Origin of the sequence: Microcoleus sp. LAD1_D5 (genome assembly GCF_036702115.1) — a bacterium.
Lineage (GTDB): Bacteria > Cyanobacteriota > Cyanobacteriia > Cyanobacteriales > Microcoleaceae > Microcoleus.
The window spans coordinates 1-26,713 of the sequence record NZ_JAUBSA010000015.1 but is presented as its reverse complement, the minus strand read 5'-3'; the positions used below and the strand labels follow the sequence as shown (position 1 = coordinate 26,713).

Genomic DNA, 26,713 nt, shown 5'->3' with positions numbered 1-26,713 from the left:
TAATCTGCTAAAACTAACAAAGTTTGATGATTTCTGAGAAATAACATACATGGTTGCTACATCCGTCAAGATTAAACACGAAGTCAAAGACTTGTCCCTCGCCCCCTTGGGAAAGCAACGCATCGAGTGGGCCGGCCGGGAAATGCCCGTTTTGCGGCAAATTCAAGAACGCTTCGCTAAAGAAAAGCCTTTCGCTGGCATTCGCTTGGCTGCTTGCTGCCACGTAACCACAGAAACCGCTCATTTGGCAATCGCCATCAAACTCGGCGGTGGCGACGCCGTACTGATCGCCAGCAACCCCTTGAGCACTCAAGATGACGTAGCGGCTTGCTTAGTTGAAGACTACGGCATTTCCGTCTTCGCCCTCAAAGGAGAAGACGCGGCTACCTACGAACGTCACGTCTACACAGCCCTAGACCACCGCCCCAATATTATCATCGACGACGGCAGCGACGTGGTAGCCGCACTGATCCAGCACCGCCCGGACCAAATTTCCGACTTAATTGGAACTACCGAAGAAACTACCACAGGCATCGTGCGCCTGCGCGCCATGTTGAAAGACGGCGTGCTGACTTTCCCCGCAATGAACGTCAACGACGCCGACACCAAGCACTTCTTTGACAACCGCTACGGCACCGGTCAATCTACCCTAGACGGCATTATCCGCGCTACCAATATTTTGTTAGCCGGTAAAAATATTGTGGTTGCAGGTTACGGTTGGTGCGGCAAAGGCACGGCACTGCGCGCCCGTGGTATGGGTGCTAACGTAATTGTCACCGAAATCGATCCGATTCGGGCGATCGAAGCAGTGATGGACGGTTTCCGCGTCATGCCGATGGACGAAGCAGCAACAGTCGGAGATATATTCATTACCGTTACGGGCAACAAACACGTCATTCGTGCCGAACATTTCGAGACCATGAAAGACGGCGCAATTGTTTGCAATTCCGGTCACTTCGACATTGAGATTGACCTCAAATCCCTCGGCGCAAAAAGCACCGACGTGAAAACAGTCCGGTCTTTCACTCAAGAATATCACCTCAATAATGGCAAGTCGATTATTGTGTTGGGCGAAGGTCGTTTGATCAACTTGGCAGCAGCCGAAGGACACCCCAGCGCCGTGATGGATATGAGCTTTGCTAACCAAGCTTTAGCCTGCGAATATCTGGTTACGAACAAAGGCAAACTAGAGCCTGGTATTCACTCAATCCCCGTGGAAGTTGACAAAGAAATTGCCCGTCTCAAATTGGAAGCAATGGGTATTCACATTGATACCTTGACGGCCGAGCAAATTGAGTACACAAACTCTTGGACTTCGGGAACTTAATCATAGTATTCTCGTTCCCGGGTTCTGCCTGGGAACGAGCAATGACTAATGACTACTGACTAATGACTACTGAGTCATGACTTCTTCTTACCAATTATTAAATCAAAATGGTTGAATGGATAACTAACACAATGCAGTCGATGGGCTATCTCGGAATTGGCCTGTTGATGTTTTTAGAAAATCTTTTCCCTCCCATCCCCTCAGAATTGATTATGCCGCTGGCAGGATTCACGGTATTCCAGAACAGAATGGAGTTTTCACCGGCGATCGCAGCAGGAGTAATCGGTACAGTTCTGGGGGCTCTGCCCTGGTACTATGCCGGTAAATTATTGAGCGAAGAACGCTTGAGGAATTTAGCCGACAAATACGGTAAGTGGATCACAGTATCGGGGGCTGATATTGACAAAGCAAATAGATGGTTTAACAGACACGGCAACAAAGCCGTGTTTTTGTGTCGCCTAGTACCAGGAGTTCGCACCCTAATTTCCCTGCCCGCTGGCATCAATAATATGCCTTTAATTCCTTTTTTAATTTACTCAACAGGCGGCACTCTTTTATGGGTAAGTTTTCTGACTTTTGCCGGATATAAACTAGGGGAAAATTATACACTTGTAGAGGATTATCTGGGCCCGGTTTCCAAAATAGTTGCGGTGATTATAGTCATCTGGTGTATTTTGTGGATTGTGAAGAAGAATATGCAAAAAGAATAGAATGCTAGATAAATGCAGACATCCCAAAAACATCTGCGTTTATCTGCGTTTATCTGCTGTTATCTGCGCTTAAAAATCAATTTATCAAAAATTTATACAAATATTTAGGATTAATTGAGGTTTAGGCAGACAATCGTGGCAAAATAGGGAACATTCCTATCCCCACGGTTAAGATATGTACGAAAAGATTGTAGCCCCAACAACAGGTTCTAAAATTACTTTCAAAGACGGTTCGCCGATCGTCCCCAATGACCCAATTATTCCCTTCATTCGCGGCGACGGTACCGGCGTTGACTTGTGGCCAGCATCCCAGAAAGTCATGGATGCTGCGGTAGAAAAGGCTTACGGTGGCGATCGAAAAATCAACTGGTTTAAAATCTATGTAGGCGACGAAGCTTGCGATGTCTACGGTACTTACCAATATCTGCCCCAGGATTCCTTAGACGCCATCAAAGAATACGGAGTCGCCATCAAAGGGCCGCTGACAACGCCCGTAGGTGGCGGAATTCGATCGCTAAACGTAGCTTTGCGGCAAATCTTTGACCTTTACGCCTGCGTGCGGCCCTGCAAATATTATCCTGGAACACCATCGCTACACAAAACTCCTGAACTCCTAGATGTAATTATTTACCGGGAAAATACAGAAGATATTTACCTCGGAATTGAATGGGCAAAAGGCAGCGAAATCGGCAAAAAATTGATTGAATTCCTCAATAATGAGTTAATCCCAGCAACACCAGAACATGGCAAAAAACAAATTCGCCTCGATTCTGGAATCGGAATTAAACCCATTAGCAAAACAGGTTCTCAGCGTTTAGTACGGCGCGCCATTACCCACGCTTTGCGGTTACCAAAAGAAAAGCAGCAAGTAACTTTGGTACACAAAGGCAACATCATGAAATACACCGAAGGAGCTTTTCGAGATTGGGGTTATGAATTAGCAACCACCGAATTTCGTGCTCAGTGCGTGACTGAAAGAGAGTCTTGGATTCTTGGCAACAAAGAAAAAAATCCTGACATTAGCTTAGAAGATAATGCTCGTCAAATAGACCCTGGATACGATGCTTTGACGCCAGAAAAACAAGCCAAAATTCGTCAAGAAGTTGCCGACGTTCTGTTTGCAATTTGGGAGACTCACGGCAGCGGTCAGTGGAAAGAAAAAATCATGGTCAACGACCGAATTGCTGACAGTATTTTCCAACAAATTCAAACGCGACCGGCCGAGTATTCGATTTTGGCGACCATGAATCTGAACGGGGATTATTTATCCGATGCGGCCGCCGCCATTGTGGGTGGATTGGGTATGGGCCCTGGTGCGAATATTGGTGATGAATGTGCAGTTTTTGAGGCGACTCACGGCACTGCACCGAAACACGCTGGTTTGGATAAAGTCAATCCCGGTTCCCTGATTTTGTCCGGGGTGATGATGTTAGAATACATGGGATGGCAGAAAGCAGCAGACTTAATTAAGAAGGGTTTGGGAGCGGCAATTTCTAATGGTGAAGTTACTTACGATTTGGCGAGGTTGATGGAACCGCCGGTGCCTGAGTTGAAGTGTTCGGAGTTTGGTGAGGCGATTATTAAGCATTTCGCGGATTGAGTTTGAGGGCTTTTTTTGAACGGGCTAGAAGGCCGTTCCACAAAAGTCAATTTGCTTGTGGGGAGTAGGGGGTTGGGCTTCTAGCCCGCCCGCTATTTCTTAAGAACGGGCTAGAAGGCCGTTCCACAAAAGTCAACTTGCTTGTGGGGGGGCCCGCCCGCCCGAAAATACAATTTAGATGCGGGGTTTATAATGATGGAACAGCCATGCCTTGCTCAACAGCGGGACGCTTCTGTAAGGTTTCTACCCAACGTTTAAGGTGGGGGTGGTTGTCGAGGCTCAATCCTTGAAATTCGTAAATAGCCACCCAGGGATAGGTAGCAATGTCGGCTATAGAATAGTCGCCGCAGATGTATTCAGATTTTGCTAGTTGAGTATCTAATACTCCGTAGAGGCGCAAGGTTTCTTTTTCGTAACGCCCAATCGCATAGGGAATTTGTTCGGGTGCAAAGCGTTTGAAGTGGTTTAGCTGACCAAACATCGGGCCGACGCTGGCCATTTGAAACATCAGCCACTCTATAACTTGAAAGTATTTTTGTTTGTCTGTGGGCAGAAATCTACCGCTTTTTTCGGCAAGATACATCAGAATAGCGCCCGACTCGAAGACGGTGATGCCGTTATCTCGATCGACTATCGCCGGAATTTTGCTGTTGGGGTTGATTGCTATGAACTCTGGGCTAAATTGGTCGTTTTTTGTGATGTCGATGACGTGCACGTTGTAGGGTAAACCTATTTCCTCAAGCATGATCGAGACTTTGCGACCGTTCGGTGTGGTAAAAGTGTACAGGTCGATCATAAGTTGTCCGCCTTTTCTCAAGCAGGTATAAACTATATTATAATAATTTAAGGCAAATAGCTAATCATAATGGATATTATTGAAATTCTCAAAGACGATTATCAAAAATTTCCCCAAAATCAGACTTACAGCATTTACGCCAAAGATGTTTATTTTGAAGACCCAGTGAATCGATTTACAGGAATCGAGCGCTACCGCCAAATGATCGGGTTTATGGGGACTTTTTTTAAAGAAATTAAACTAGACTTGCACGGCATTTCGCGATCGTCCGATATTATAGAAACTCGCTGGACTTTGAGGTGGAGCGCACCGCTACCTTGGAAACCGAAAATGGCGATCGCCGGTAGGAGCGAACTGAAAGTCAACAACGACGGTTTAATCGTTTCGCACGTCGATTACTGGAACTGTTCGCGGTTGGACGTGCTCAAACAACTCGTATTTCCCGTGAAAACTAATGTTTGAGAATTGTTCTTAGATTTTTTAGCAATAAAAAGTAGTGTTTCAAGAGCGATAGCCCTTTTTTAACCGCAGATAAACACAGATGAACCCTGATGGATTTTTATGTATCGCAAGTGATATCTGAAATAAATAATTTTAACTTATCTTGACATGGCAGGAATTTCGTGAATGACCGAAAATGTGCTGTGTCCGGCGGCTGCTTGTCGCCAAAATTAATTCCCCCACTAAATTAATATCTGTTACAGAACGTTACAATAAAGAAGTAAAGAATTTTCAGGCGAGCTAAACAATCAATGCGTTTAATATTAATGACCGGAAAAGGCGGCGTCGGCAAAACCTCCGTAGCCGCGGCGACTGGGCTGCGGTGTGCCGAATTGGGATACAAAACCCTAGTGCTGAGCACAGATCCCGCTCACTCCTTAGCCGACAGCTTTGACATGGAACTCGGACACGATTCGCGGCTGGTGAAACCGAATTTGTGGGGAGCCGAATTAGACGCTCTCAGGGAATTAGAAGGCAATTGGGGAGCCGTTAAGCGCTACATTACTCAAGTGTTGCGAGCGCAGGGACTCGAAGGGGTGCAAGCTGAAGAATTAGCCATCTTGCCAGGAATGGATGAAATCTTCGGTTTAGTGCGGATGAAGCGGCATTATGACGAAGGCGAATTTGATGTTTTAATTATCGATTCTGCCCCAACTGGCACTGCATTGAGACTGCTAAGTTTGCCGGAAGTTGGCGGCTGGTACATGAGAAAATTTTACAAGCCACTGCAAGGCATATCAGCCGCCCTTCGGCCTTTAGTTGAACCTATTTTTAGACCACTTGCGGGTTTTTCTTTACCAGACAAAGAGGTGATGGATGCACCTTACGAATTTTACGAACAAATCGAAGCTTTGGAAAAGGTTTTAACTGACAATACTGTCACTTCGGTAAGGTTAGTTACTAATCCCGAAAAAATGGTAATTAAAGAGTCTCTGCGCGCTCATGCCTATTTGAGTTTGTACAATGTAGCCACTGATTTAGTAGTAGCTAACCGGATTATTCCCGCAGAAGTAACTGACCCATTTTTCAAACGTTGGAAAGAAAGCCAGGAGCAGTACCGTCAGGAAATTCACTCAGATTTCATGCCACTGCCAGTTAAGGAGGTGCCACTTTATTCAGAAGAAATGTGCGGTTTGGCAGCTTTGGAACGGTTGAAAGAAACTCTTTACAAAGACGAAGACCCCAGTCAAGTTTATTACAAAGAAAATACGATTAAGATCGTGCAGGAAAACAATCAATATAGTCTTGAACTGTATTTGCCAGGAATTGCTAAGGATCAAATTCAGTTGAGCAAAACGGGAGATGAGTTGAATGTTCGGATTGGGAACCACCGCCGTAATTTGGTGTTGCCGCAAGCTTTAGCGGCGCTGCAACCTTCGGGGGCGAAGATGGAGGATGATTATTTGAAGATTAAGTTTGCTTAACAAGACTTACGCACTATCAACCTAAAAAACCCGGTTTCTCCCTTGAGATATTGAGGCATAAACCGGGTTTTTGACCTCGCGTGCAGGTATCGATCACCTTTTTGTACTGCTGGCTAGATACAATTAACATGATTTAGCATTAACGACTTCCTTTAATGCCTCATCAATCACTTCATCGCTGACACCTCGACGCTTCAAACTTGCTACTAAGGCTGTCACTGTCTCGCTCTCAAATCGTTCTAAATCAACGCGCAAACCTTGACCGATATAAGCACGAATTAATGGCTGATAACCCGAAAAACCCAACAATGGTGCCACTTTCTTTAGATCTTCCACAACATCTTCGGGCATACGGATCGTCACGCTAGTCATTGGACGGTTTCGGTCTAATCGCTGCTTTAATGCTTCAACCTTCATACTCTACCCTCTCCTGACGAGTTGCTTTATGTGCTGAAATAATCAGAATGACATTCTCTTCGCGCTCAATGTGAACCACATACAGTAGATTCCACCGACTATCTAGCCCAATCACAGCATCACGCGCTTCCTGATTGCGGCTGGCATCAACGACAACTAGAAATAGGTCAAAGAAGGATTCAGCAGCTTGTTGTAAATAGTAACCCCATGATGATTTGTGGGATTGATCCGCGCTTTTGAGTCGTCCCATACGAAGGTAATGCCATTGAGCACGAAGTATACATTCAGGCTCCCTAGTATAGGTAAAATATATGTACAATGTCAATACGTTTTTTTAGTTAGACGATTGCTAGACAGGTATCGAGCACTTTAGCAAACGGCTCAGGCGCTGGGTGCAGTTTATGGGCGGTATCGACCAGTATCAACTGCGCGATCGAGTATTTCAAAGTCAACTAGATCGACTAACCCATAACCATTCTCAGAGAACCGATATTCTCCTCGTTCTAGTGCATCTGCAAAAATCTCCAGATAAACTCGAAAATTAGGTGCAATAAGCCCTCTAGTAGGCTCCTGCCACTCAACAATAATGACTTGTCCAACATTTCCGCCTGCTGCTGGGGCTAAATCTACGCATTCGCAAGCACCATTGCTTTCGTTTGTGAATGGAATCCAATTCGGGTTCCACCAACCGTTCCAGATTCCTTCAAAAATGTCGTCGCGATCGCACCTAAAATTATCGTCTGAACAATCCTGCCATTTTTCAGATATTTCGATCGCGCTTTGGAGAGAGAGGAACTCCAAGTTGGGGAACAGGGAATAAGATTCTTCATCCTGGCCGTTATGCACGCGGTAACACAGCTTGAAATCTTCGGGAAACTCTACACCAAAGAATGCTTCTGCCCGATCGAGCTCCTCATCAGTAGCGCCCGGTCTGAGACTTTTCAGCACTTGATGTGCATTGGCTGCCAGCCAATTATCAATTCTTTCCCAAATTATTTTCATGAGACAACCTCGGAAGCTGGAAACTCAGTCTATACGAGAACTCAGAGGAAAGCGAGATAGCGGTTTTAACCGCCTAAAATTAAAGCGGGGTGCTGACTCTCTTTCCCTGCTACTTTTTGACTCTAACGATCGCTCAGGTCATTATAGCAATCCTAACCACGCTCAACTCCTTAAATCTGAACCTTTTGTCCATCTTCTTTTCCCTCCTCTGTGCCCTCTGCGGTTTGTTCAATCTTTCCCGCATTAAGCTCAATCTTTTTCTGCTGGCGTTCCGACGCATTTGTTTTCAGCATCTTCAACTTTTCGGGGTCAGCATTCGATCGCCAAAACAACTTATGACCCTTAATTTTTACGCAATTTTCCTCCAAACACTTCACCCATTCCCGATGTTTTTTAACTGCGCCACCATCGAGAATCCCTAACTTTTCTTCTTGGCGGGTGAGTTTCACAAACTTTTCGTAATGGGGATAATTAGGACTAACAAAAGCTTCTTTTCTCACTAAAATGGGCGGATTGTACACATCGGAATAATCTTGATAGCTGACAGAAAGGTCGCGCAAATGTATGTGCATAGCCGTGTGGAGGGCTGGATGCGGGTTAGTGTCAAAATCGGGATAAAATAAATAGGAAATTTGAGGTTGGCCAGCGTAAAATTTGATGATTGTCGCGCCGTCAAGCCTGCCAATTGTGCGGTTGGCGCAGCCTTCGTAGAGCCTGAGCAAAGGGTCAAGTTCTTCTAATGCAGAGACGTGAACGGAAAGGGAACCGGGCTGTTTGTAGCCGATCGCACTATCTTCGCAGCAATCCGCAACAATATCAGCTTTGCCCAAACTATATAGCATTAAATCTGCCAAAGTGCAAGCTTTTTGATAATTGTCAAACAAACCTTTGATGTCGTTGCGGATTTGAGCCGGGAGTCGGCGCATTGAAGGTCGTGAAGCGTAGCTATCCCGTAGGGAATCGCCCAAACCGTTGAGAGCGAGATACACCAGCAAATCTTGGCGGCGCTTGTCGGCGATTTTCTCCCAATCATCCGCGTCGGTTGCTTGCAAAATCACCCTCCAAGCGCGATTAAAACTGTGAAATTCCTCCTTAATTGGCGATTCTTCCGCTAGTTCGCCTTTTACCGGAAGGCGGCCCCGATCGCTCACAAAAGCCATCAAAGGAGCCAACATTTCCGCATAATCCTCAAACCGCTTAACTTGCGATCGCACTCTGGGAGTCGATAAGTGCGATCGAAAGCGAGAAGCACGAAAACTTTCACCCTCCGCCGCATCCCGAAACACAAAATAAATCCCCAAAGCAACAGGAATTGCATCAACATTCAAAACTTGGTCAATATAAACCTTCAACTCTTCCTGTTCGTAATACTTCTGAAAAGTATTCCGAGAAGTAATCACCCCATCCCCATAAGCAATTTGACCTCTGTCGCTATCATCAATCAAAACTTGAGCCGCTACAACTAATAAACTCTTAGTTAATTCCCAAGCATTCAGTAAAGCCTCTCGGCGTTCCGCCAAAGATTCAATTACATTAATCACATAACCAATATTCACAATATCTGCACAAGTTCGCGGAGTATCCGGCTGATAGTATGGATCCCAACCAGAAATAGCATAACCCTCTTGTGCAATATATTTAACATCCCCGCCGTAACCGCAACCGTAGTCAAAAAAAGTCGCCCCATCGATCGCTAAATCAGCTTCTAAAACCAGACGCAAAGGTTTAGAAAGAGAGTTGCGTACCATCGCAGCTTTGTGTCGCTCGATTTTGGGAATTGATAGCTCGCTATTCTCCTGTTTCAAACGCTCGACAACAGCATGATCTTGGATTTCCACACCGCAATATCCCAAGTATTTGAGCCAACCCTCACGAGTGCCGATAACGCTAGTGTTGTCAAGCAGTCCCCATCCTTCCTCGCAGCGAGTCAGCCTCGAAAACTTTTCGTAATGGGGATAATCCGCAGCTACAAAAGTTTCCTTGCGGTGCAAAACAGGAGGATTTTCGCTGTTGCTGTAATCGAAACATTTAACTTCCCCTGTTGCTAGATTAATTTGGATGCTGGTTTGCAAAGCAGGATGAGCATCTGTATCGAAATCAGGGTAAAAAAGATAAGATATTTTAGGTTGATGGAGTGAAAATTTAACTAAAGTTGCTTCATCAATATTTTCGAGAGTGCGTCTGGCACAATTTTCGTAAATTCCGAGGACAGGGTTGAGTGTCTGCAAAGCCGAAACGTGAACGTAAAAAGCCGTCGGTAATTTTTTTCCCACCTTGCTTTCCCGACAGCAGCGAGCCACTTTTGCCACCCAATTGTCAACACATAAATTATTGATTTCATCGGGCGAGTACGGCACAGCCTTTATAGAATCTTGCTCTGAGATAGCCTCGTTTTCGTATAATAAAACTTCTTGAGCAAAAATCATCAAAGGCGTTAGCAGTTTTTCATCATTTTCTAATGAAGTGCTATCTAAAATAGTGTTTGTACGGGTATCGTAATTCATAGCTAAATTAATTGTTTTTTAAATTAACCGCAGAGAACGCAGAGGACACGGAGTGAATAAATAAAAAAACAAAATTTTCCTAAAATTTCTATATCTAGGATGCACACTCCGTACCGCACCGCTTTATTTCTTAGTCTCTTAGAGAGGGACTTCGTTTTTGTAAGGGCGATTAAAATCGCCGACTACGATCGACTCCGAGCGAGTAAGATATTAACCAAACATTCGAGTTTCCACAAATTCTTGAACCCGGGCTAAATGACTTGACAAACTCACTAATATGTTTTCAATCCTCTCAATATTTGACAATTCCACCCCTGTTGCTTCAGATTGAAAGCCTCGCGCTTGATGCTCCAATTGTGTTGCCAAATCCGACATCAGAGCAACTCCCACATTAGCCGAAGTTCCCTTGAGACGGTGTGCTTGATATTCCACAGCTTGCCAATCTTTAGCTTCTACGGCTATTTTGGCAGCAGCTACATCAGCTTGCGCGTCTGCCACAAAAGCTTGCAAAAGTCGTTCTGGCAATTTAATATTAACTCGTCCGAGTTGCTCCAATCTGCTCTTGTCGAACAGTCCGTCGTAGTCTCTATGTTCCCAAGTTTGAAGTGCGATCGCCCTTGGTGCCGGCCCAGCCACAACCTGCGCTTTTTCCACAACTTCTGTATAATTTGTTGCTAATTGAGATTTATTTTCCGAATTAATACTTTTAACTCCATACTTATTTTCACCGTCAACGTTTCGGGCTTCATACTTTTTCAGAGCCGCCGCCAAAGCATCTAAATCTACAGGTTTGCTGAGATAATCGTCCATCCCCGCCGCCAGACACTTTTCTCGTTCCCCCGGCATAGCATGAGCAGTTAAAGCCATCACAACAGTATGCCGATCGCTTCCTTCGATTTGCCTTAACTTTTGTGCCGTTTTATAACCGTCAAGTACCGGCATTTGACAGTCCATCAGCACTAAATCATAGCTTTTTTTTGCCAGCAAATCCAGCGCTTCTTGACCGTTGACCACGCAGTCAGCCTGATAGCCTAAAACTGCCAACTGTTCGACAAGAACTTGTTGATTGATCGGGTGGTCTTCCGCCACCAAAATTTTCAGGGGTGACGGCGAATTGGGAGTAATATATTGAGAATCAACTGCTGGCAACTTGCAAGTATTAGCAGCCTCCAATCTCCCAAAATCTCCTGTTCCCTTCACCTGCGCCAGCAAAGTTTTAAGCAGGCGGCTTGGCCGCACCGGCTCGATCAAATATCCGTTAAAACCCCGACTGCAAAGCGCTTCAGCCTTCGGCTGTTCTCGTAAAGCAGTCATGGCGATTAACAATCCAACTGTCGAGGTCGATCGCACTTTCCTAGCAAATTCCTCCCCATTCAACTCCGGCATTTGCAAGTCCACAAGCACCACATCCCAGCTTTTTCCCGCCTGCCCTGAATGCTGAGAAATCCCGCCCTGGGCATTTTTTAACCACCTCAAAGCCTCAGCAGCAGTTTCTGCCTCATCGCAGCGGGCGCCCCAACTTTGAGCGATCGATCGCACCGCTGCCCTCCTCAAAGCACTTCCAGAGACTACTAACAGTTTCTTGCCCACAAGTTCGGGTTCATTAGGCTCAACTTGTAACTGTTTTTCCAAAGGTACAGCAAACCAAAAAGTCGCACCGCTGCCTAGCAAACTACGAACTCCAATGTCGCCTCCCATCATCTCCACTAACTGCTTGGAAATAGCCAAACCCAAACCCGTCCCGCCGTAAGGTCTAGTAGGAGAATCGTCTACCTGAGAAAAAGATTGGAACAGCTTTGTTTGCCCTTCGGCCGAAATTCCAATGCCAGTATCCCGCACCGAAAATAGCAATCTTGCCCCTTGTCTACCCTCTGCCAGTCGGTTGCCCTGTTTCACCGTTACGTGAATTAGAACTTGACCGCGATCGGTAAATTTTATGGCATTACCCGTCAAATTCAGCAAAACTTGCTTCAATCTGCCTGAGTCCCCCACCAACTTTCTGGGCACTGAACTGTCCACTAAAATATTCAATTCAATACCTTTTTCTTCAGCCAAATGCGCTATGATTTCTATCACCGACTCAACGCAGTTATCCAAATCAAAATCAGACTTTTCCAGCCGCATTTCTCCAGCTTCAATCTTAGAGAAATCGAGGATATCATTAATAACGTTCAGCAAATGTTCAGCACTGCGGTAAATAGTCTGAGCGCAGTCCCGTTGTTTCGATTCCAGTGGAGCGCGCAGCAGCAATTGAGCCATTGCCAAAACCCCATTCATCGGAGTGCGAATTTCGTGACTCATGTTCGCCAAGAATTGTGACTTCACCCGGCTAGCTTCTAAGGCAGTTTCCCGCGCTTCCACCAACTCATTAATCTTGTCGGCAACCATCACAATTCCCCCTACTTTACCGTCGGGATTGTACCAAGGGTGAGCGGCCCAGCGCAGGTAAATAACAGAGCCATCTGCTCGTTCCCAAGCATCTTCGCTCACAGAAACTACCTCACCTCTCAGCACTTGTTGATACATTACTTTCCAGCGATTCGGGGTATCTGGAAACAATTCGTAATGACTGAGGTTAGTCAGCGACTGCCACTCAAAATTAAATTGAGTCAGCCATTTGTGCGAGTTAGCTAAATAGCGCATTTCCGTATCGAACATCGCCATTGCTACCGGCACGCAAGTAATAATTTGTTTCAGTTGCTGCCGTTCCCTTTCCAGAGCATATTCTGCCTGTTTCCGCTCAGTAATGTCGCTAATCATGCCGGCCATTCGCAGCGCTTTTCCTTGGGAATTGCGCTGAGCTTTTCCCTGAGAAGTGCAGTAGCGGTAAACACCGTTCGAGTGTAGTAGCCGGAATTCTACATTATAGTTTATTTCTTGTTCCAAGTGAGCGGCGAGCGCCGCGACGATTCCCTCCTTGTCATCGGGGTGCAGGCGGTTGTATAGAGCTTCCATCGTGCTGCCAAATTCCTCCCGCGACAAACCAATAATTTCCAAAAGGCGATCGTTCCAATAAACCTCATTTTTACTTAAATCCCAATCCCAAATTCCGTCGTTCACTCCCTCTAACACTAACCTGTATCGTTCCTCACTTTCCTTGAGCTTTTGACTGGTATGAAACGCTTGATATTCGGCGCTGTAAACGCGCATCGCATTGTACAAACTGCGAGATAAACTATCGGGAGAAAGCTTGTTTTTAGCGATATAATCAGAAGCTCCGGCCTTCATCAATTCCACAGCAATTTGTTCGTCGCCTTGACCTGTGAGTACAATTAAGGGAACTTTCAGCCCAGCTTCTCGTAGATTTTTTACCAAACTCAGCCCGTCTCCGTCGGGCAATCCGTAGTCGAGGAATACGCAGTCAAATTTGCACTCAAATATTTGATTTAATAGCAGCCCCTTTTCTGTCTCCTCAACCTCGCTTAAAAGTTGAGATTTATTGTATTTGGAGAGTGTTGCGGTAGCCTGAGTAGAATTTTTGCTGACCGAGAGTTGGGTCAGGGCATCCGCGCAGTCTTCTGCTTCAGTAACTTCTGCCGAAACACCAGCGGACTTGAGCGAGCGTTTGATCGCCATTCGATCGACTGCATCGTCATCTACTATCAGAATTGTGAGAATTTTGTCCATAACAATCGAATTGTGGATTACTCCGAAAAATCTGCTGTCTGAAAAAAGGAATTAAAACAACTGCATCGCTGAAAAATCCCAAAGCCACATAAAAAAAAATTTTGTATTAAAATTTCCCTGTTTTAGGGAATTTCGCTCAGCATCCAGTATCTGTTTAGGGTAGCCATCACTTCCACAAAATTAGAAAAAGTCACAGGTTTAAGAATATAACCCGCTACATTCAAATTATAAGCTTTTACTTTATCTCTATCTTCATTAGAAGTTGTGAGGACGATTACCGGAATCGACCTCAAACATTCATCCAGTCGCAATTCTTGCAAAAACTCGATCCCGCTCATTCTCGGCATATTCAAGTCCAGCAAAATCAACCGGCGCGCTTGAGGCATCGGAGGGTCTATTTTTCCTTCCCCACGCAATATGGCTAGAGCTTCTAATCCATTGGCAGCAATGTAGAGGGGGTTGACGATGTTATTTTTTTTGAAAGCTCGCCGGACGTTCATCACATCAACCTCATCATCTTCTACCAAGAGAATATGAATTTTTTTGTCTTGCATAAATCAGCCATTTTATAGATGTTTTTTAAGCGCCCGTCTCGTTGGCGAGGTTTAGGCAGCACGGATCGCGAACCCAGCAGGTCTCATCTCTATTTTCCTTTGTAAAGAATCATTTATGCCTCACCCATCACGGTATCTACCTGTAGGGGTACTCGCCGGTCAGGGACATAAGCGGGGCAGCCGAGATCCAAAAACTCGCCAATAACGCCCGATCGAGCTACTGTAAAATCTAAAACTCATCTACCTTATTATTAATCGCCATGTCAGCTGATCGCAAACTCTACGAAGGCAAAGCCAAAATCCTCTACTCCACCGAAGACAGCGAAATTTTGCTGACCCACTTCAAAGACGACGCCACAGCCTTTAACGCCCAGAAACGCGGCAGCATCGTCGGCAAAGGCGAAATCAACTGCGCCGTATCCGCCCACCTGTTTCGGATGCTAGAAGCCAAAGGCATTGCCACCCACTTCATCGACACGCCGGCCCCCAACCAAATGCGAGTCTGTCGCGTCCAAATCTTGCCATTAGAAGTCGTAGTCAGAAACATTGCCGCCGGCAGTCTTTGCAAGCAAACGGGACTCGCTCTCGGCACAATTGTCAATCCGCCGCTGGTGGAGTTTTATTACAAAAACGACGATTTGGGAGACCCACTGCTGACCCGCGACCGACTGCTGCTAATGCAGCTAGCCACCCCCGAACAAGTAGACCAACTAGAAATCGCCGCCCGCGAAATTAACGAAATACTCAAGGAATTTTTCAGCCAGTGTGGCATCACTCTAGTAGACTTCAAACTAGAATTCGGTATCGACCAACATCAAAATCTGATTCTCGCTGACGAAATCAGTCCCGACACTTGCCGCCTCTGGGACAACGCAGAAGCCGACCCCGATGCCCGTGTGATGGACAAAGACCGATTCCGCCGCGACTTAGGATCGGTAGAAACCGCTTACCAGCAAGTTCTCCAACGGGTTCTCGCTCAGAAAGTCTAGAGGCCTTGGTAATGCGCTACAATTGCACAGTTTGTCACGGACATTCAGCACTCAGCAGTCAACAGTTAGCAGTCAGCGGCAAATTCAACCGACTCAATAACTAATGACTAATGACTAATGACTGATGACTGATGACTGATGGCTAATGTGGTGTGTGGATTGCCTAAAAAAGTGAACAAAAATGCGTTTATCTGCTGTATTGGTGGCAGTTTTTACTGCCTCAGCAACATTCGGGTTATCAAATTCTGCAAGCGGCCAAACATCCTACTCTGAATCAGCAGAGGAAACTTTGGCTGCCGTTACCCCCGTTGATTCGATCGAACTACCCGATCGCCCCATTCCAGAATTAACCCAAAACCCTCCTCAAAATCGCAAAGCCCCTAAAACCAGCAAAGCCGAAGCTCTAACAATAGCTGCGGCCCCTGCCAGAGGAGCACCCAACGAACCCCCAGACCGATTCACAGACACGCCCTCCCCGGTTTCGCCTTCGAGCCTTCAACTCAAACCCGAGCTAGCATCCAACCCCTCCCCCGCCTCTAGCAGCCAAAACGCCCTGCACGGGCGATCGCCACAGGGCAGCTCGCTCCCCCCCGATGTATCGGCTGTAACGCCCGCCTGGATCGCAGCAGAGCTAGGGAAACCAGAGGAATCAGGGACGATCGCTCAAAACGCCCAAGTTCCGACAATACCGGCCCCGACCAGGCCGCCCGCTAACACCGTTCCCCAATTGCCCTCTGCCCCAGCACCGCAGCCGAGACAAACCCCCGCACCCGCTGGGGCTGCCGAACCGCAAGTGCTAGTTGCAGAAGTTACAGTAACCGGGGCGACGGAAGACCTGGAAAGCGAAATTTACCGAGTCATCAGCACCCAACCGGGACGCACGACCAACCGCAGCCAACTGCAACAAGACATCAACGCCATTTTTGCCACGGGCTTTTTCAGAAACGTGCGCGCAGTACCCGAAGACACCCCGTTGGGCGTCCGGGTGACTTTTATTGTGCAGCCAAACCCAGTGCTGCGGGGAGTGACAATCACCGGTCAGCAAGTGCTGCCCCAAAGCGTAATTGACGAAAGCTTCCGCGATCAATACGGCAAAATTCTCAACCTCCGCCGCTTTGAGGAGGGAGTGAAAAAAATTAATGCGTGGTATCAAGAGAACGGCTATGTTTTGGGCCAAATCACTGATGCCCCGCAAGTAGCAGACGACGGCACTGTCACCCTGGTAGTGGCAGAAGGCCAGATCGAATCCGTTGATGTCCGCTTCCTGAACAAGGAGGGAGAGGCAACAGATGCCACGGGTCAGCCGATCGGAGGCAACACCCGTCAGTTTGTCATCACCCGCGAAGTAGAACTTAAGCCCGGAGACATCTTTAACCGCACCAAGGCGGAAAGGGACTTGAGGCGGGTGTTTGGTTTGGGAATTTTTGAAGACGTGCGACTTGCCTTGGAACCGGGAACGACTGACCCCCGCAAGGCAAGAGTAATTGTCAACGTCATCGAGAAAAATACCGGTTCTCTGGCGGCGGGTGCGGGTTTGAGTTCCGCGACGGGGTTGTTCGGTACGGTGAGTTACCAGCAGCAAAACTTGAGAGGTAGGAACCAGAAATTGGGGGCTGAAGTACAAATCGGGGAACGCCAAACGCTGTTTGACCTGAGTTTTACTGACCCCTGGATTGCGGGCGATCCTTACCGGACTTCTTACACGATTAATGCGTTTAGAAGACGATCGATCAGCGTGATTTTTGACGGCGGGGAACGGGAAGTCAGATTGCCCAACGACGATCGACCCCGCATCGTCCGCACCGGTGCCGGTATCAATTTCACCCGTCCCCTGTCGCGCAATCCTTTTGCCGATTCTGAGTGGACTGCTTCAGTCGGCTTGCAGTACCAGCGAGTCTCAATTACTGATCGCAAAGGCAGGCGCGAGTCCGAGGACGAACTTGGCAACCTGTTAAGTTTTAGCGATTCCGGCTCTGACGACTTGACAACACTGCAAGCAGGTGTTGTGCGCGATCGGCGCAACGACCCCCTCCGCCCGACTAGCGGTTCCCTGCTCCGGTTTGGGATGGAACAATCGATTCCTGTAGGTTCCGGCAGCATCCTGTTAAACCGCCTGCGGGCCAGCTACAGCTTGTACCTACCAGTCCAGTACACTAACTTTGCCGCCGGCCCTCAAACCCTGGCATTCAGTTTTAGAGGCGGCACCGTATTCGGAGATTTGCCTCCCTACGAAGCGTTTGCCTTGGGCGGCGCCAACTCGGTGCGCGGATACGACGAAGGCGACATGGGAGCCGGCCGCAGCTTCCTAGAAGCCAGCGTTGAGTACCGTTTCCCGATTATTTCCTTTCTCGGCGGAGCGCTATTTTTGGATGCTGGCACCGACTTGGGCACGGGCGAAGATGTCCCGGGCGACCCTGCCGGTATCCGCGGAAAGCCGGGTAGCGGTTACGGTTACGGCCTCGGCGTGCGGATTCAATCTCCTTTAGGGCCGATCCGGATCGATTACGGTATCAACGACACTGGCGACAATCAAATTCACTTTGGGATTGGTGAGCGATTCTAAGTTGACAGTTGAGAGTTGAGAGTTGAGAGTTGGCAGTTGACAGTTGGCAGTTGACAGTTGGCAGTTGAGAGTTGACAGTTGAGAGTTGACTACTAACTAATGACTAATGACTATTCACACCCTAAAATCTGAATTTGAACTGTCGGGAATCGGTTTGCACAGCGGCACACAAACTCGCGTCCGAGTTTTGCCTGCGGAGGTTGGGGAAGGCCGCTATTTTGTCAGAATAGACTTGCCTGGTGCTCCGAGAATTCCTGCAAAAATTGAGGCGGTTTGTCAGACGGCACTTTCAACGGAACTCGCAGGTATAGATGCTCAAATTCGCACTGTAGAGCATCTATTAGCCGCTTTGGCGGGGATGGGAGCGGATAATGCTCGAATTGAGGTTGATGGGCCGGAAGTGCCTCTGCTGGACGGTTCAGCCCAGGTTTGGGTAGAGGCGATCGCCCATACCGGCTTAGTTCCTCAAGAATCGAAGCAAGGCCCCACTTCCTCCTTCGTCCTAGAACAGCCTATTTGGGTGCGTCACGGGGATGCTTTTGCAGCGGCTTTACCGTCAGCCGAAACTCGATTTAGTTACGGAATTGATTTTGAGGAACAGGCGATCGGCAATCAATGGTACAGTTGGTCGCCAGAGGCAGAAAGTTTTGCGACGGCGATCGCCCCAGCCCGCACTTTTGGACTTGCTCGCCAAGTTGACCAATTGCGACAAGCAGGTTTGATCAAAGGTGGTACCCTAGAAAACGCCCTAGTTTGCGATCGATCCGGCTGGCTCAACCCGCCTTTGAGATTTGCCAACGAACCAGTGCGCCATAAAATCCTAGACCTAGCAGGCGACCTCAGTCTGCTCGGAACTTGGCCAAAAGCTCACTACTTGGCTTACAAAGCCAGTCACAACCTGCACGTCCAACTCGCCCAAGCCCTGAAATCGGAAGCTCTAGCTACCCTAGATAAAAGTTAGGAAAAAACAGGTGATCTTCTGTTAAGATTGCATCTTCCTTCTGCCTTCTGCAATACCACACTCAAAAGTCTTCAAGCAATGTCTACGCTGACTGAAGTTAACACCCTCAATACTGCTAATTCTGAATCCGTCCCCACCAAAAACGGTGAAGATTCTCCAGCGGTTAAATCTACTTTTACTCTCGAAGAAGTTCAGAAATTATTGCCTCATCGCTATCCTTTTGCACTGGTTGACAAGATTGTTGATTACGTGCCTTCCGAGAAGGCTGTAGGAATTAAAAATGTGACTTTCAACGAACCGCATTTTCAAGGGCATTTTCCGGGACGGCCGATTATGCCTGGAGTATTAATTGTCGAAGCGATGGCTCAAGTGGGCGGTATTGTTCTGGCTCAGTTGCCCGACATTAAGCAAGGATTGTGGATGTTTACCGGAATTGATCAAGTCAAGTTCCGTCGTCAGGTTGTACCAGGCGATCAGTTGCTGATGACTGTAGAATTGCTGTGGGTAAAACGCCGCCGCTTCGCAAAAATGCAGGCTCTGGCTGAAGTAGACGGACAAAAAGTTTGTGAAGGAGAATTGACGTTTTCGATGGTAGATTAAATTGGTGATTGGTGATTGGTGATTGGTGATTGGTGATTGGTTATGTGTTATTTGGGAATTTCTCTCTATTCCTAATGACAACTGACAATTGACAATTGACAAGGGACTACTGATACTAAATCCTGGTTTGTTACTCCCTGATGATTCGGCGATTAAAATCGCTACTACACAAACGAAGTCGGCCGACGCGGACTAAGAAATAAACGGGGTATTTAAGCTTGATTTTGTATGAAAACTGAAAACTGAAAACTGAAAACTGACTAATAAAAAATGCTTACTTTGATTCACCCAACTGCTGTGATTCATCCCCGCGCCGAACTTCACCCGACTGTAGAAGTGGGAGCTTATGCTGTAATTGGGGAAAGAGTGAAAATCGGGCCGGATACTAAGATTGGCGCCCATGCAATTATCGACGGGCTAACAGAAATAGGCGCTCGCAATCAAATTTTCCCCGGTGCGGCGATTGGTTTGGAACCTCAAGATTTGAAATACGAGGGTTCTCTGACTAGGGTGAAAATTGGCGACAACAATCTCATTCGGGAATACGTGACAATTAACCGCGCTACTGGAGCCGGGGAAAGCACGACTATTGGCAATCATAATCTATTGATGGCTTATGTTCATGTGGGACACAATTGCGCGATCGCCGATCGAGTAATTATCGCCAATGCTGTAGCCTTAGCCGGACACGTTAAAATCGAGTCTCAAGCCCGATTGAGCGGTGTTTTGGGCGTTCACCAGTTTGTCCACATCGGCCGCTTGTCTATGGTGGGCGGGTTGAGCAGGATCGATCGAGACGTACCTCCTTATATGCTAGTCGAGGGGAATCCTTCGAGAGTGCGAGCAATCAACAAAATAGGCCTCGAACGCGCCGGTTTTACCCCAGAAGATTTGCTAGTTTTGAAGAAAACTTTTCGTATTCTATACCATTCTGGCTACACTCTAAATCAAGCTTTGGAACAGTTGGATTTGTTGCCCGAAAACCCCCACTTGCAGCACCTGCAGAGATTTGTGCAGCAGTCTATAACCAAAGGGCGGCGCGGTTTGATTCCTGGCAAAAAGTGAATCAGGCTTATATTAATTCTTTCGGGCAAGAAGAATTAGTATTATTGAACCGCGAAGACGCGAAGGACACGAAGGAAGAAGTAGAAGAAGAAGAAGGAATCTGTAGGGTGCGTCAGTCACCACCTAGAGGTAACTCAAAGAGTTTTTAGTCTGACGACCTTACCGATGATATTGAGGAGTTTATGAAAATTTTTATCAGCACTGGTGAGGTTTCTGGCGATTTGCAAGGATCTTTGTTAGTTGCAGCCTTAAAACGTCACGCTGTCGTCGCTGGTTTTGAGTTAGAAATAACCGGATTGGGTGGCCCTCGTATGGCAGAAGCTGGGGCTACTATTTTAGGCGATACTGTGGGCATTGGTTCTATGGGTTTGATAGAATCAGTGCCGTATATTTGGCCCACCATCAAAGTTCAGCAAAAAGCTAAACAATATCTCAAAAACTTCCGCCCCGATGCTGTTGTATTGATTGATTATTTGACTCCAAATCTCGGTATTGGCAGCTATATCCGGCGCTGTTTGCCTGATTTGCCCGTGGTTTGGTACATCGCACCTCAAGAATGGGTTTGGTCGATTTCTCCTCGCAATACGGATCTGATTGTCAATATTTGCGACCAACTTTTGGCAATTTTCCCAGAGGAAGCTTGTTATTATCAAAAAAAAGGAGCTCAAGTGAGTTGGGTTGGTCATCCTTTGGTGGATAGAATGCAATCTGCGCCCAGCCGGGAAGTTGCCCGCAAAACTTTGGGAATTGTGCCGGAACAGGTGTCGATCGCCCTAATTCCCGCTTCTAGACACCAAGAACTGAAGTACCTGATGCCGGTTATATTTGAGGCCGCTCAAATTATTCAAGCTAAATTGCCGGAAGTTCATTTTTGGATTCCGCTTGCTAACAAAGCTTTTCGCAGCAAAATTGAACAGGCGATCGAGAATTACGGTTTGCGGGCTACTTTGTTAGAAAATCAAACTCTGGAAATCTTGGCTGCTGCCGATCTGGCGATCGCTAAATCTGGTACTGTTAATCTGGAGCTAGCTTTGCTCGACGTTCCGCAAGTTGTCGCCTACCGCGTCAGTCCGATTACGGCGATTATTGCTCGCCACGTCCTGAAATTTTCGATTCCTTTTATGTCTCCGCCCAATTTGGTGCAAATGAAGCCGATCGTCCCGGAGTTGCTGCAAGACGACGCTACTGCGGAAAATATAGTGAATCACGCACTGGAATTGCTGCAAAATGCCGATCGACGCCAGCAAACTTTGGCAGGTTATCGGGAAATGCGCGAAAGTCTCGGAGATGTAGGTGTGTGCGATCGGGCGGCTGCGGAAATAATGAAAAATGTTAAATTAAATACAGCAAATTAAAGCAACTTTGTTATTGAAATGTTATGCCAAGCAATCGGAAAAAGCGACCGATCGCTGTTGATTTATTTGCAGGCGCGGGCGGCATGACCCTGGGCTTTGAACAAGCAGGGTTTGATGTACTTGCATCAGTCGAAATTGACCCTATTCACTGCGCCACTCACGAGTTTAATTTCCCGCTGTGTTCTATTTTGTGCAAAGATGTCACACAGCTTACGGGCTCAGAAATTCGGAAAAAATCGGCGATCGGGCGGCGCGAGATAGACGTAGTAATCAGCGGTTCGCCCTGTCAAGGATTCTCGATGATGGGCAAGCGCGATGTGGACGACCCACGAAATTCTCTAATTTTTCACTTTCAGCGCTTAGTTTTGGAGCTAAAACCCAAGTTTTTTGTAATGGAAAATGTGCCGGGAATTGCATCAGGAGAACACAAAGAACTCCTGAATGTTTTAATTAGCTCTTTTCTGAAACGTGGCTATAAAGTAGAAGAAAATTATCAAGTTCTCAACGCTGTTCACTATGGAGTGCCGCAAGCTCGCAAACGATTATTTTTGATTGGGTGCAAAGAAGGTTATGAGCTACCCAAATACCCTCATCAAACTACTATACTGCCTAAAGTTAAAATTCCTAAACGCTATAAAAAAATTAATTTACCTGCTGTCCCGACAGTTTGGGATGCGATTGGAGATTTGCCGGATGTGGAAAAGTACAGCGAGTTATTGCACCGAGATTGGGTGATGGCGGAGTACGGAAACTGCTGCAGCACTTATGCGAGTATAATGCGCGGAATTGATGGTTTGGATGATGATTATTCCTACGATCGCGAGTACGATCGACAAATCCTCTCTTGTAGTTTGCGAACTAAACATTCTCAGGAATGTATGGAAAGGTTTCATGCTGCCAAACACGGCGAAAAAGAGCCGATCAGCCGTTTTTACAAGCTTCACCCCGACGGAGTTTGCAACACTCTCAGGGCGGGAACCGACAGGGCGAGGGGGGCTTATACTTCGCCGAGACCAATTCACCCGATCGCCCCTCGGTGCATTACAGTCAGAGAAGCTGCGCGACTGCATTCCTATCCTGACTGGTTTAGATTTCACGTCACCAAATGGCACGGTTTTCGCCAAGTCGGAAATTCTGTACCGCCACTACTGGCGAAAGCTGTAGCAGCGCAGATTATTAGCGCTTTGGGCGTGACAGCCATTAAGCCGAGTCTCAAGCTGACATGGGGAGATGATTCGTTGCTTAAACTCAATTGGTCGGAAGCAGAACAATATTATCTAAAAAGTTAAGAATTAGATTTACAGCGTATATGCAGGGCTACCCCCAATTAAGCGCGGGTTAGCGTCCCCTGTATCAGTGATCACACTTCGATGACCCGCACGAGATGTCCCCGGTAGTGAAACAAACCGGGAATGTATTCCGGCGCGCTGTGAAGTTTTTTCAAGGTAAAAGTGGGAACTATTTCCACTACTGGCCTGCAATCCAAGGCGTAGCGTCCTATACATAAAATAGCCAAATCAACATCTGGATATCAGAGGAGATTTGAGATTGTGAAAGTCTGCCGGAAAACATTGTGAGAAATTTCACTGAGTTTTGCAACAATTACAAGTCTTTTGGAATTCTAGAGCTATTGTGTAAAAAGTGTATTTTCAGGAGACTCAAATACTATGGGTTGGTTTAAAAGACTGTTCGGACTCGAAAAGCCTGCACCCCAGGCTGAACCGATGGCACAAGTAGTACAGCAAGCAGCCCAAGCGCAATCCATCGCTCCTGCTAAAGTCGGCCCAGACGGAAATTTTGACGAAAGCGGCCTCGCGAAGCGGGTTGCTTTAGCTTTTGACGGCGATCCAGAAGTTGCTGATATCGAGACTGTTTATGTGGCTCAGCTCAGCGGCACGGTGGTTCTCAAAGGTCAAGTTCCCAGTCAGGAAATTCTCGACAAGTTGGTGGCGATCGCTTCTGCTGAAGAAGGTGCTGCAGGCGTGCAAACCGATCAGGTGACAGTTGGCTAGTTCTTCGGAACCGAAGCAGTTTCGCTCCGGGTGCCGCTCGAATTAGTCAAAAACTCGATTAAACCCGCTGCGGCGGGTTTTTTCTTGCCGCTTCCCCCTCAAAAAATTAATTTTTGTAAATTTAACGGATTAATCTTAAAAAACAGTATAATTGAATACAGAAACTAAAAAAGTTTTAGCCAAGAAAACCCAAGCTGACCTGACTGCCCTTTTTATTTCCATACATATAAGGATCAAAAAATATGAAACTCACTTATCGCGGCGCAAACTACGAGTACGACATTCCGACAGTTGATATGATCGAAGGCGAAGTCGCGGGCAAATACCGGGGCCAAAACTGGAACTATCGGTATCCGCGACACATTCCCAACCCCAAAAAATACGGCGGCACAAACTATACCAAAAAGCGAGATGCTCAAGCTGGCGATCGGGATGTCGCAGCAGCTAGCGCCTCAGCGACGGTGGAATATTACCCAACAGTTGTGGAAGTGGCGCAAGTCCACCAGGCGAATATTTGCAATATTCTCGATCGTAGAAAGCAAGCAGCCAAAGCCAAGGGCGATGAAACACTGCTGCGCTTGCTAGAAATTGAGTCGAGACAGATGGTGTGTTAGAGAAAAAGCTTCAGAAAACAAAGCGTTTGTAAAGAGGGGGGAAATCAACAGCGACTTGATTTTCCCCCTCTTCCCATAAAGCACTTTCCAGGTAGAAGTACAAATAAACCAGTTTCTGTCACCCCTTGACACAAACCACCTGCTTCAAAGTCGCCACAACTTCCACCAAATCCGACTGCTGACTCATCACCTCATCAATCGACTTATAAGCCCCCGGAATTTCATCTAAAAATTGCTCATCTTTGCGGCACTCAACCCCCTCAGTCTGGCGCACAAAATCATCGAGAGTGAATACATTTTTAGCTTGAGTGCGAGACATCAAGCGGCCCGCACCGTGAGAACAGGAACAGTAACTTTCCGCATTACCTTTACCCTTAACAATGAAAGACTTCGCCCCCATCGAACCCGGAATAATCCCGTAATCCTCTACATCCGCGCGTACAGCACCCTTGCGAGTCACATACACATTTTCGCCAAAATGCACCTCTTTTTCCGCGTAATTGTGGTGGCAATTCACCTCTAATAACGGCTTAACAGATTTGCCGCCCGCGACGTGCTTTTCCACAATTCGCTTAAACCGATTCATCATCACATCGCGATTAAAACGAGCATAATCTTGGGCCCACTGCAAATCGTGCCAGTAAGCCGCAAACTCCCGCGTACCCGCTACAAAATAAGCCAAATCTTTGTCAGCCAGATTAATTTCTGCCAGTTTAGCTAAATCTTTAGCAGTCTCGATATGCTGCTGTGCGAGCAAATTTCCAATGCCGCGAGAACCAGAGTGCAGCATCAGCCAAACAAAGTTTTCAGTATCAACGCAAACCTCAATAAAATGATTACCGCCGCCGAGGGAACCCATTTGTTTTAAGGCTTTATTGTTTTGATGCTGCACGCCTTGATGAAGTTCCTTAAACTCCCCCCATTTTTGCCAGTTAGTGACAGTTTTTTCTACTTCTTTATTTTCTGAAAATCCCACAGGGATTGCGGCTTCGATATCGAGGCGAATTTGTTTGAGTTTGCCTTCTAATTTGTTGGCGGTGAAAGGCATTTTGATAGCAATTACGCCACAACCAATATCAACTCCGACAGCAGCCGGAATAATCGCTTCTTTTGTAGCAATTACTGAACCGACTAAAGCGCCTTTTCCTAAATGTACGTCGGGCATTAGTGCGACGTGTTTGAATACAAATGGCAAAGATGCTACGTTTGCGGTCATCTTGGTTTCTTTTTCGCCCAGGGCGTGATTTGCCCAAGATAGGACTGGTTTTGGGGCTGATATGTCTAATTTTTCGTAGGGCATTTTTATGGAGATTTATTTTGCTTATTACTGTGTAGTACATATTGTAGCATCAATAATTGATGATGTCAAATGCACCTTACTGGCTGATTTTATTAGGGTGCGTCAGCTTAACATCAAATGGAGGAGTGATATTGTTTGTGAGTCCGACAGTCCGACAGGGAATGAATTCCCTGTCTCATAGCAAAAGTCCTCTGAAAGAGGACTAAAATCGATCGCACTTCCCGTCAAAATCTCCAGTCGGTTTTAACCGACTTTCGCTATGAGGCAGGGGTTGAAACCCCTGTCGGATTGTGGGAAAGCGAGTGAAAAGCTAACACGGCACAAGAAGCGTTTTGTATTGAAAATCCTTAAGAAAAGCCTAAAGATTGAATGAATAATTTACTGTAGGGTGCGGATTGTTGTACCTTCGCCAGCGAACCAAACAGCTCTTTTCCCCCGAAGATAACTAATGTCTTCTGTTTAGAGTCAGGTTCTTGACTCGGCAGTTGTGAGTGAACCGACACAATGCTATCTGAATCAAAACGATAGAAATGGTGCAAATCACCGCAAAGCTGTTCTTTAAGATCCTTAAGAGTAGGATAAAGTTCTTTACACGGACGCGGTTCGTGACCGATTAAAATAAGTTCATCTGATATCTCCATTTTGTCAATATCGATGAGGTACATTCTCCCATTACCAGTATTAATTAGGACTGAAAAATAAATAACTTGATGGATTGTCGGGTATAATCAAAAACAGCGCCCTGATTGCTATTTTCTCTAAAATTGATAGAAACTCGCCAGGGATTTTTCT

25 protein-coding genes are annotated in these 26,713 nt (G+C 46.7%); 15 read left to right on the top strand and 10 right to left on the bottom strand.

Features of this window, described 5'->3' with window-relative positions; genetic code table 11:
- The first annotated feature begins 49 nt into the window (after window positions 1-49).
- From ahcY to QUA70_RS09475, 3 genes are all read left to right on the top strand, one after another.
- Window positions 50-1,327 carry an adenosylhomocysteinase gene (gene ahcY, locus QUA70_RS09485; protein ID WP_190734016.1) on the top strand — a complete coding sequence of 426 codons (1,278 nt, stop codon included), beginning with the start codon at window positions 50-52 and terminating at the stop codon, window positions 1,325-1,327.
- Window positions 1,328-1,434: 107 nt separating this feature from the next.
- Entirely contained in the window at window positions 1,435-2,037 is a 603-nt protein-coding gene (locus QUA70_RS09480) for a DedA family protein (RefSeq protein WP_333324254.1), read from the top strand.
- Between the two features lie 175 nt (window positions 2,038-2,212).
- Window positions 2,213-3,637, top strand: coding sequence for an NADP-dependent isocitrate dehydrogenase (locus QUA70_RS09475; RefSeq protein WP_333324256.1), 1,425 nt, complete (start codon window positions 2,213-2,215; stop codon window positions 3,635-3,637).
- A gap of 187 nt (window positions 3,638-3,824) precedes the next feature.
- On the opposite strand, the gene QUA70_RS09470 is transcribed toward QUA70_RS09475, so the two are convergent.
- Window positions 3,825-4,433, bottom strand: coding sequence for a glutathione S-transferase N-terminal domain-containing protein (locus QUA70_RS09470; protein ID WP_333346528.1), 609 nt, complete (start codon window positions 4,431-4,433; stop codon window positions 3,825-3,827).
- A gap of 69 nt (window positions 4,434-4,502) precedes the next feature.
- Here QUA70_RS09470 and QUA70_RS09465 point away from each other — a divergent pair, with 69 nt between their 5' ends.
- Both QUA70_RS09465 and QUA70_RS09460 read left to right on the top strand, forming a co-directional pair.
- Complete coding sequence (locus tag QUA70_RS09465) at window positions 4,503-4,895, top strand: DUF2358 domain-containing protein (RefSeq protein ID WP_333346531.1); 393 nt, start codon at window positions 4,503-4,505, stop codon at window positions 4,893-4,895.
- Between the two features lie 290 nt (window positions 4,896-5,185).
- The gene (locus tag QUA70_RS09460; protein WP_006631786.1) at window positions 5,186-6,358 is read left to right on the top strand and encodes a TRC40/GET3/ArsA family transport-energizing ATPase; all 1,173 of its coding nucleotides are present in this window, start codon (window positions 5,186-5,188) and stop codon (window positions 6,356-6,358) included.
- 123 nt (window positions 6,359-6,481) lie between these two features.
- Here the strand turns inward: QUA70_RS09460 and QUA70_RS09455 are convergent, their stop codons facing one another.
- From QUA70_RS09455 to QUA70_RS09430, 6 genes are all read right to left on the bottom strand, one after another.
- On the bottom strand, window positions 6,482-6,775 hold the full coding sequence (locus QUA70_RS09455) for a hypothetical protein (RefSeq protein WP_333410383.1): 294 nt from the start codon (window positions 6,773-6,775) through the stop codon (window positions 6,482-6,484).
- Window positions 6,765-7,025: a BrnT family toxin gene (locus QUA70_RS09450; RefSeq protein WP_333346537.1), complete on the bottom strand. Its 261-nt coding sequence runs from the start codon at window positions 7,023-7,025 to the stop codon at window positions 6,765-6,767. The genes QUA70_RS09455 and QUA70_RS09450 overlap by 11 nt, the downstream gene beginning before the upstream one ends.
- Window positions 7,026-7,174: 149 nt before the next feature.
- A complete protein-coding gene (locus tag QUA70_RS09445; protein ID WP_333346540.1) occupies window positions 7,175-7,777 on the bottom strand; it encodes an SMI1/KNR4 family protein in 603 nt (200 codons plus the stop codon).
- 170 nt (window positions 7,778-7,947) lie between these two features.
- On the bottom strand, window positions 7,948-10,281 hold the full coding sequence (locus QUA70_RS09440) for a DNA phosphorothioation-associated putative methyltransferase (protein WP_333346543.1): 2,334 nt from the start codon (window positions 10,279-10,281) through the stop codon (window positions 7,948-7,950).
- Window positions 10,282-10,491: 210 nt separating this feature from the next.
- On the bottom strand, window positions 10,492-13,908 hold the full coding sequence (locus QUA70_RS09435; protein ID WP_333346546.1) for a response regulator: 3,417 nt from the start codon (window positions 13,906-13,908) through the stop codon (window positions 10,492-10,494).
- Between the two features lie 122 nt (window positions 13,909-14,030).
- Window positions 14,031-14,462, bottom strand: coding sequence for a response regulator (locus QUA70_RS09430; RefSeq protein WP_333076249.1), 432 nt, complete (start codon window positions 14,460-14,462; stop codon window positions 14,031-14,033).
- Window positions 14,463-14,722: 260 nt separating this feature from the next.
- Here QUA70_RS09430 and purC point away from each other — a divergent pair, with 260 nt between their 5' ends.
- The 8 genes from purC (at window position 14,723) to QUA70_RS09390 (ending at window position 23,284) form a co-directional block, all read left to right on the top strand.
- On the top strand, window positions 14,723-15,451 hold the full coding sequence (gene purC / locus QUA70_RS09425; protein ID WP_333324275.1) for a phosphoribosylaminoimidazolesuccinocarboxamide synthase: 729 nt from the start codon (window positions 14,723-14,725) through the stop codon (window positions 15,449-15,451).
- A gap of 181 nt (window positions 15,452-15,632) precedes the next feature.
- On the top strand, window positions 15,633-18,014 hold the full coding sequence (locus QUA70_RS09420; protein WP_333324277.1) for a BamA/TamA family outer membrane protein: 2,382 nt from the start codon (window positions 15,633-15,635) through the stop codon (window positions 18,012-18,014).
- Between the two features lie 106 nt (window positions 18,015-18,120).
- Entirely contained in the window at window positions 18,121-18,975 is an 855-nt protein-coding gene (gene lpxC / locus QUA70_RS09415) for a UDP-3-O-acyl-N-acetylglucosamine deacetylase (protein WP_333346549.1), read from the top strand.
- 78 nt (window positions 18,976-19,053) lie between these two features.
- The gene (gene fabZ, locus QUA70_RS09410) at window positions 19,054-19,575 is read left to right on the top strand and encodes a 3-hydroxyacyl-ACP dehydratase FabZ (RefSeq protein ID WP_333041219.1); all 522 of its coding nucleotides are present in this window, start codon (window positions 19,054-19,056) and stop codon (window positions 19,573-19,575) included.
- Window positions 19,576-19,845: 270 nt separating this feature from the next.
- Window positions 19,846-20,640: an acyl-ACP--UDP-N-acetylglucosamine O-acyltransferase gene (lpxA, locus tag QUA70_RS09405; RefSeq protein ID WP_333041218.1), complete on the top strand. Its 795-nt coding sequence runs from the start codon at window positions 19,846-19,848 to the stop codon at window positions 20,638-20,640.
- Entirely contained in the window at window positions 20,637-20,789 is a 153-nt protein-coding gene (locus tag QUA70_RS09400; RefSeq protein ID WP_333346553.1) for a hypothetical protein, read from the top strand. The genes lpxA and QUA70_RS09400 overlap by 4 nt, the downstream gene beginning before the upstream one ends.
- Before the next feature lie 33 nt (window positions 20,790-20,822).
- Entirely contained in the window at window positions 20,823-21,995 is a 1,173-nt protein-coding gene (lpxB, locus tag QUA70_RS09395) for a lipid-A-disaccharide synthase (RefSeq protein WP_333346555.1), read from the top strand.
- Between the two features lie 23 nt (window positions 21,996-22,018).
- Window positions 22,019-23,284, top strand: coding sequence for a DNA cytosine methyltransferase (locus QUA70_RS09390; protein WP_333346557.1), 1,266 nt, complete (start codon window positions 22,019-22,021; stop codon window positions 23,282-23,284).
- A gap of 71 nt (window positions 23,285-23,355) precedes the next feature.
- On the opposite strand, the gene QUA70_RS09385 is transcribed toward QUA70_RS09390, so the two are convergent.
- The gene (locus QUA70_RS09385) at window positions 23,356-23,511 is read right to left on the bottom strand and encodes a chemotaxis protein CheW (protein ID WP_333346559.1); all 156 of its coding nucleotides are present in this window, start codon (window positions 23,509-23,511) and stop codon (window positions 23,356-23,358) included.
- A 151-nt stretch (window positions 23,512-23,662) separates the two neighbouring features.
- Here QUA70_RS09385 and QUA70_RS09380 point away from each other — a divergent pair, with 151 nt between their 5' ends.
- Together QUA70_RS09380 and QUA70_RS09375 are read left to right on the top strand one after the other, a co-directional pair.
- Window positions 23,663-24,007 (top strand): BON domain-containing protein, encoded by a 345-nt coding sequence (locus tag QUA70_RS09380; RefSeq protein ID WP_333140664.1) that lies wholly within the window; start codon window positions 23,663-23,665, stop codon window positions 24,005-24,007.
- A gap of 242 nt (window positions 24,008-24,249) precedes the next feature.
- Window positions 24,250-24,621 (top strand): DUF4278 domain-containing protein, encoded by a 372-nt coding sequence (locus QUA70_RS09375; RefSeq protein ID WP_333346562.1) that lies wholly within the window; start codon window positions 24,250-24,252, stop codon window positions 24,619-24,621.
- Window positions 24,622-24,739: 118 nt separating this feature from the next.
- Here the strand turns inward: QUA70_RS09375 and QUA70_RS09370 are convergent, their stop codons facing one another.
- Together QUA70_RS09370 and QUA70_RS09365 are read right to left on the bottom strand one after the other, a co-directional pair.
- Window positions 24,740-25,921 (bottom strand): RtcB family protein, encoded by a 1,182-nt coding sequence (locus QUA70_RS09370; protein ID WP_333346564.1) that lies wholly within the window; start codon window positions 25,919-25,921, stop codon window positions 24,740-24,742.
- A gap of 347 nt (window positions 25,922-26,268) precedes the next feature.
- Entirely contained in the window at window positions 26,269-26,586 is a 318-nt protein-coding gene (locus QUA70_RS09365; RefSeq protein WP_333346566.1) for a hypothetical protein, read from the bottom strand.
- Window positions 26,587-26,713: the final 127 nt, after the last annotated feature.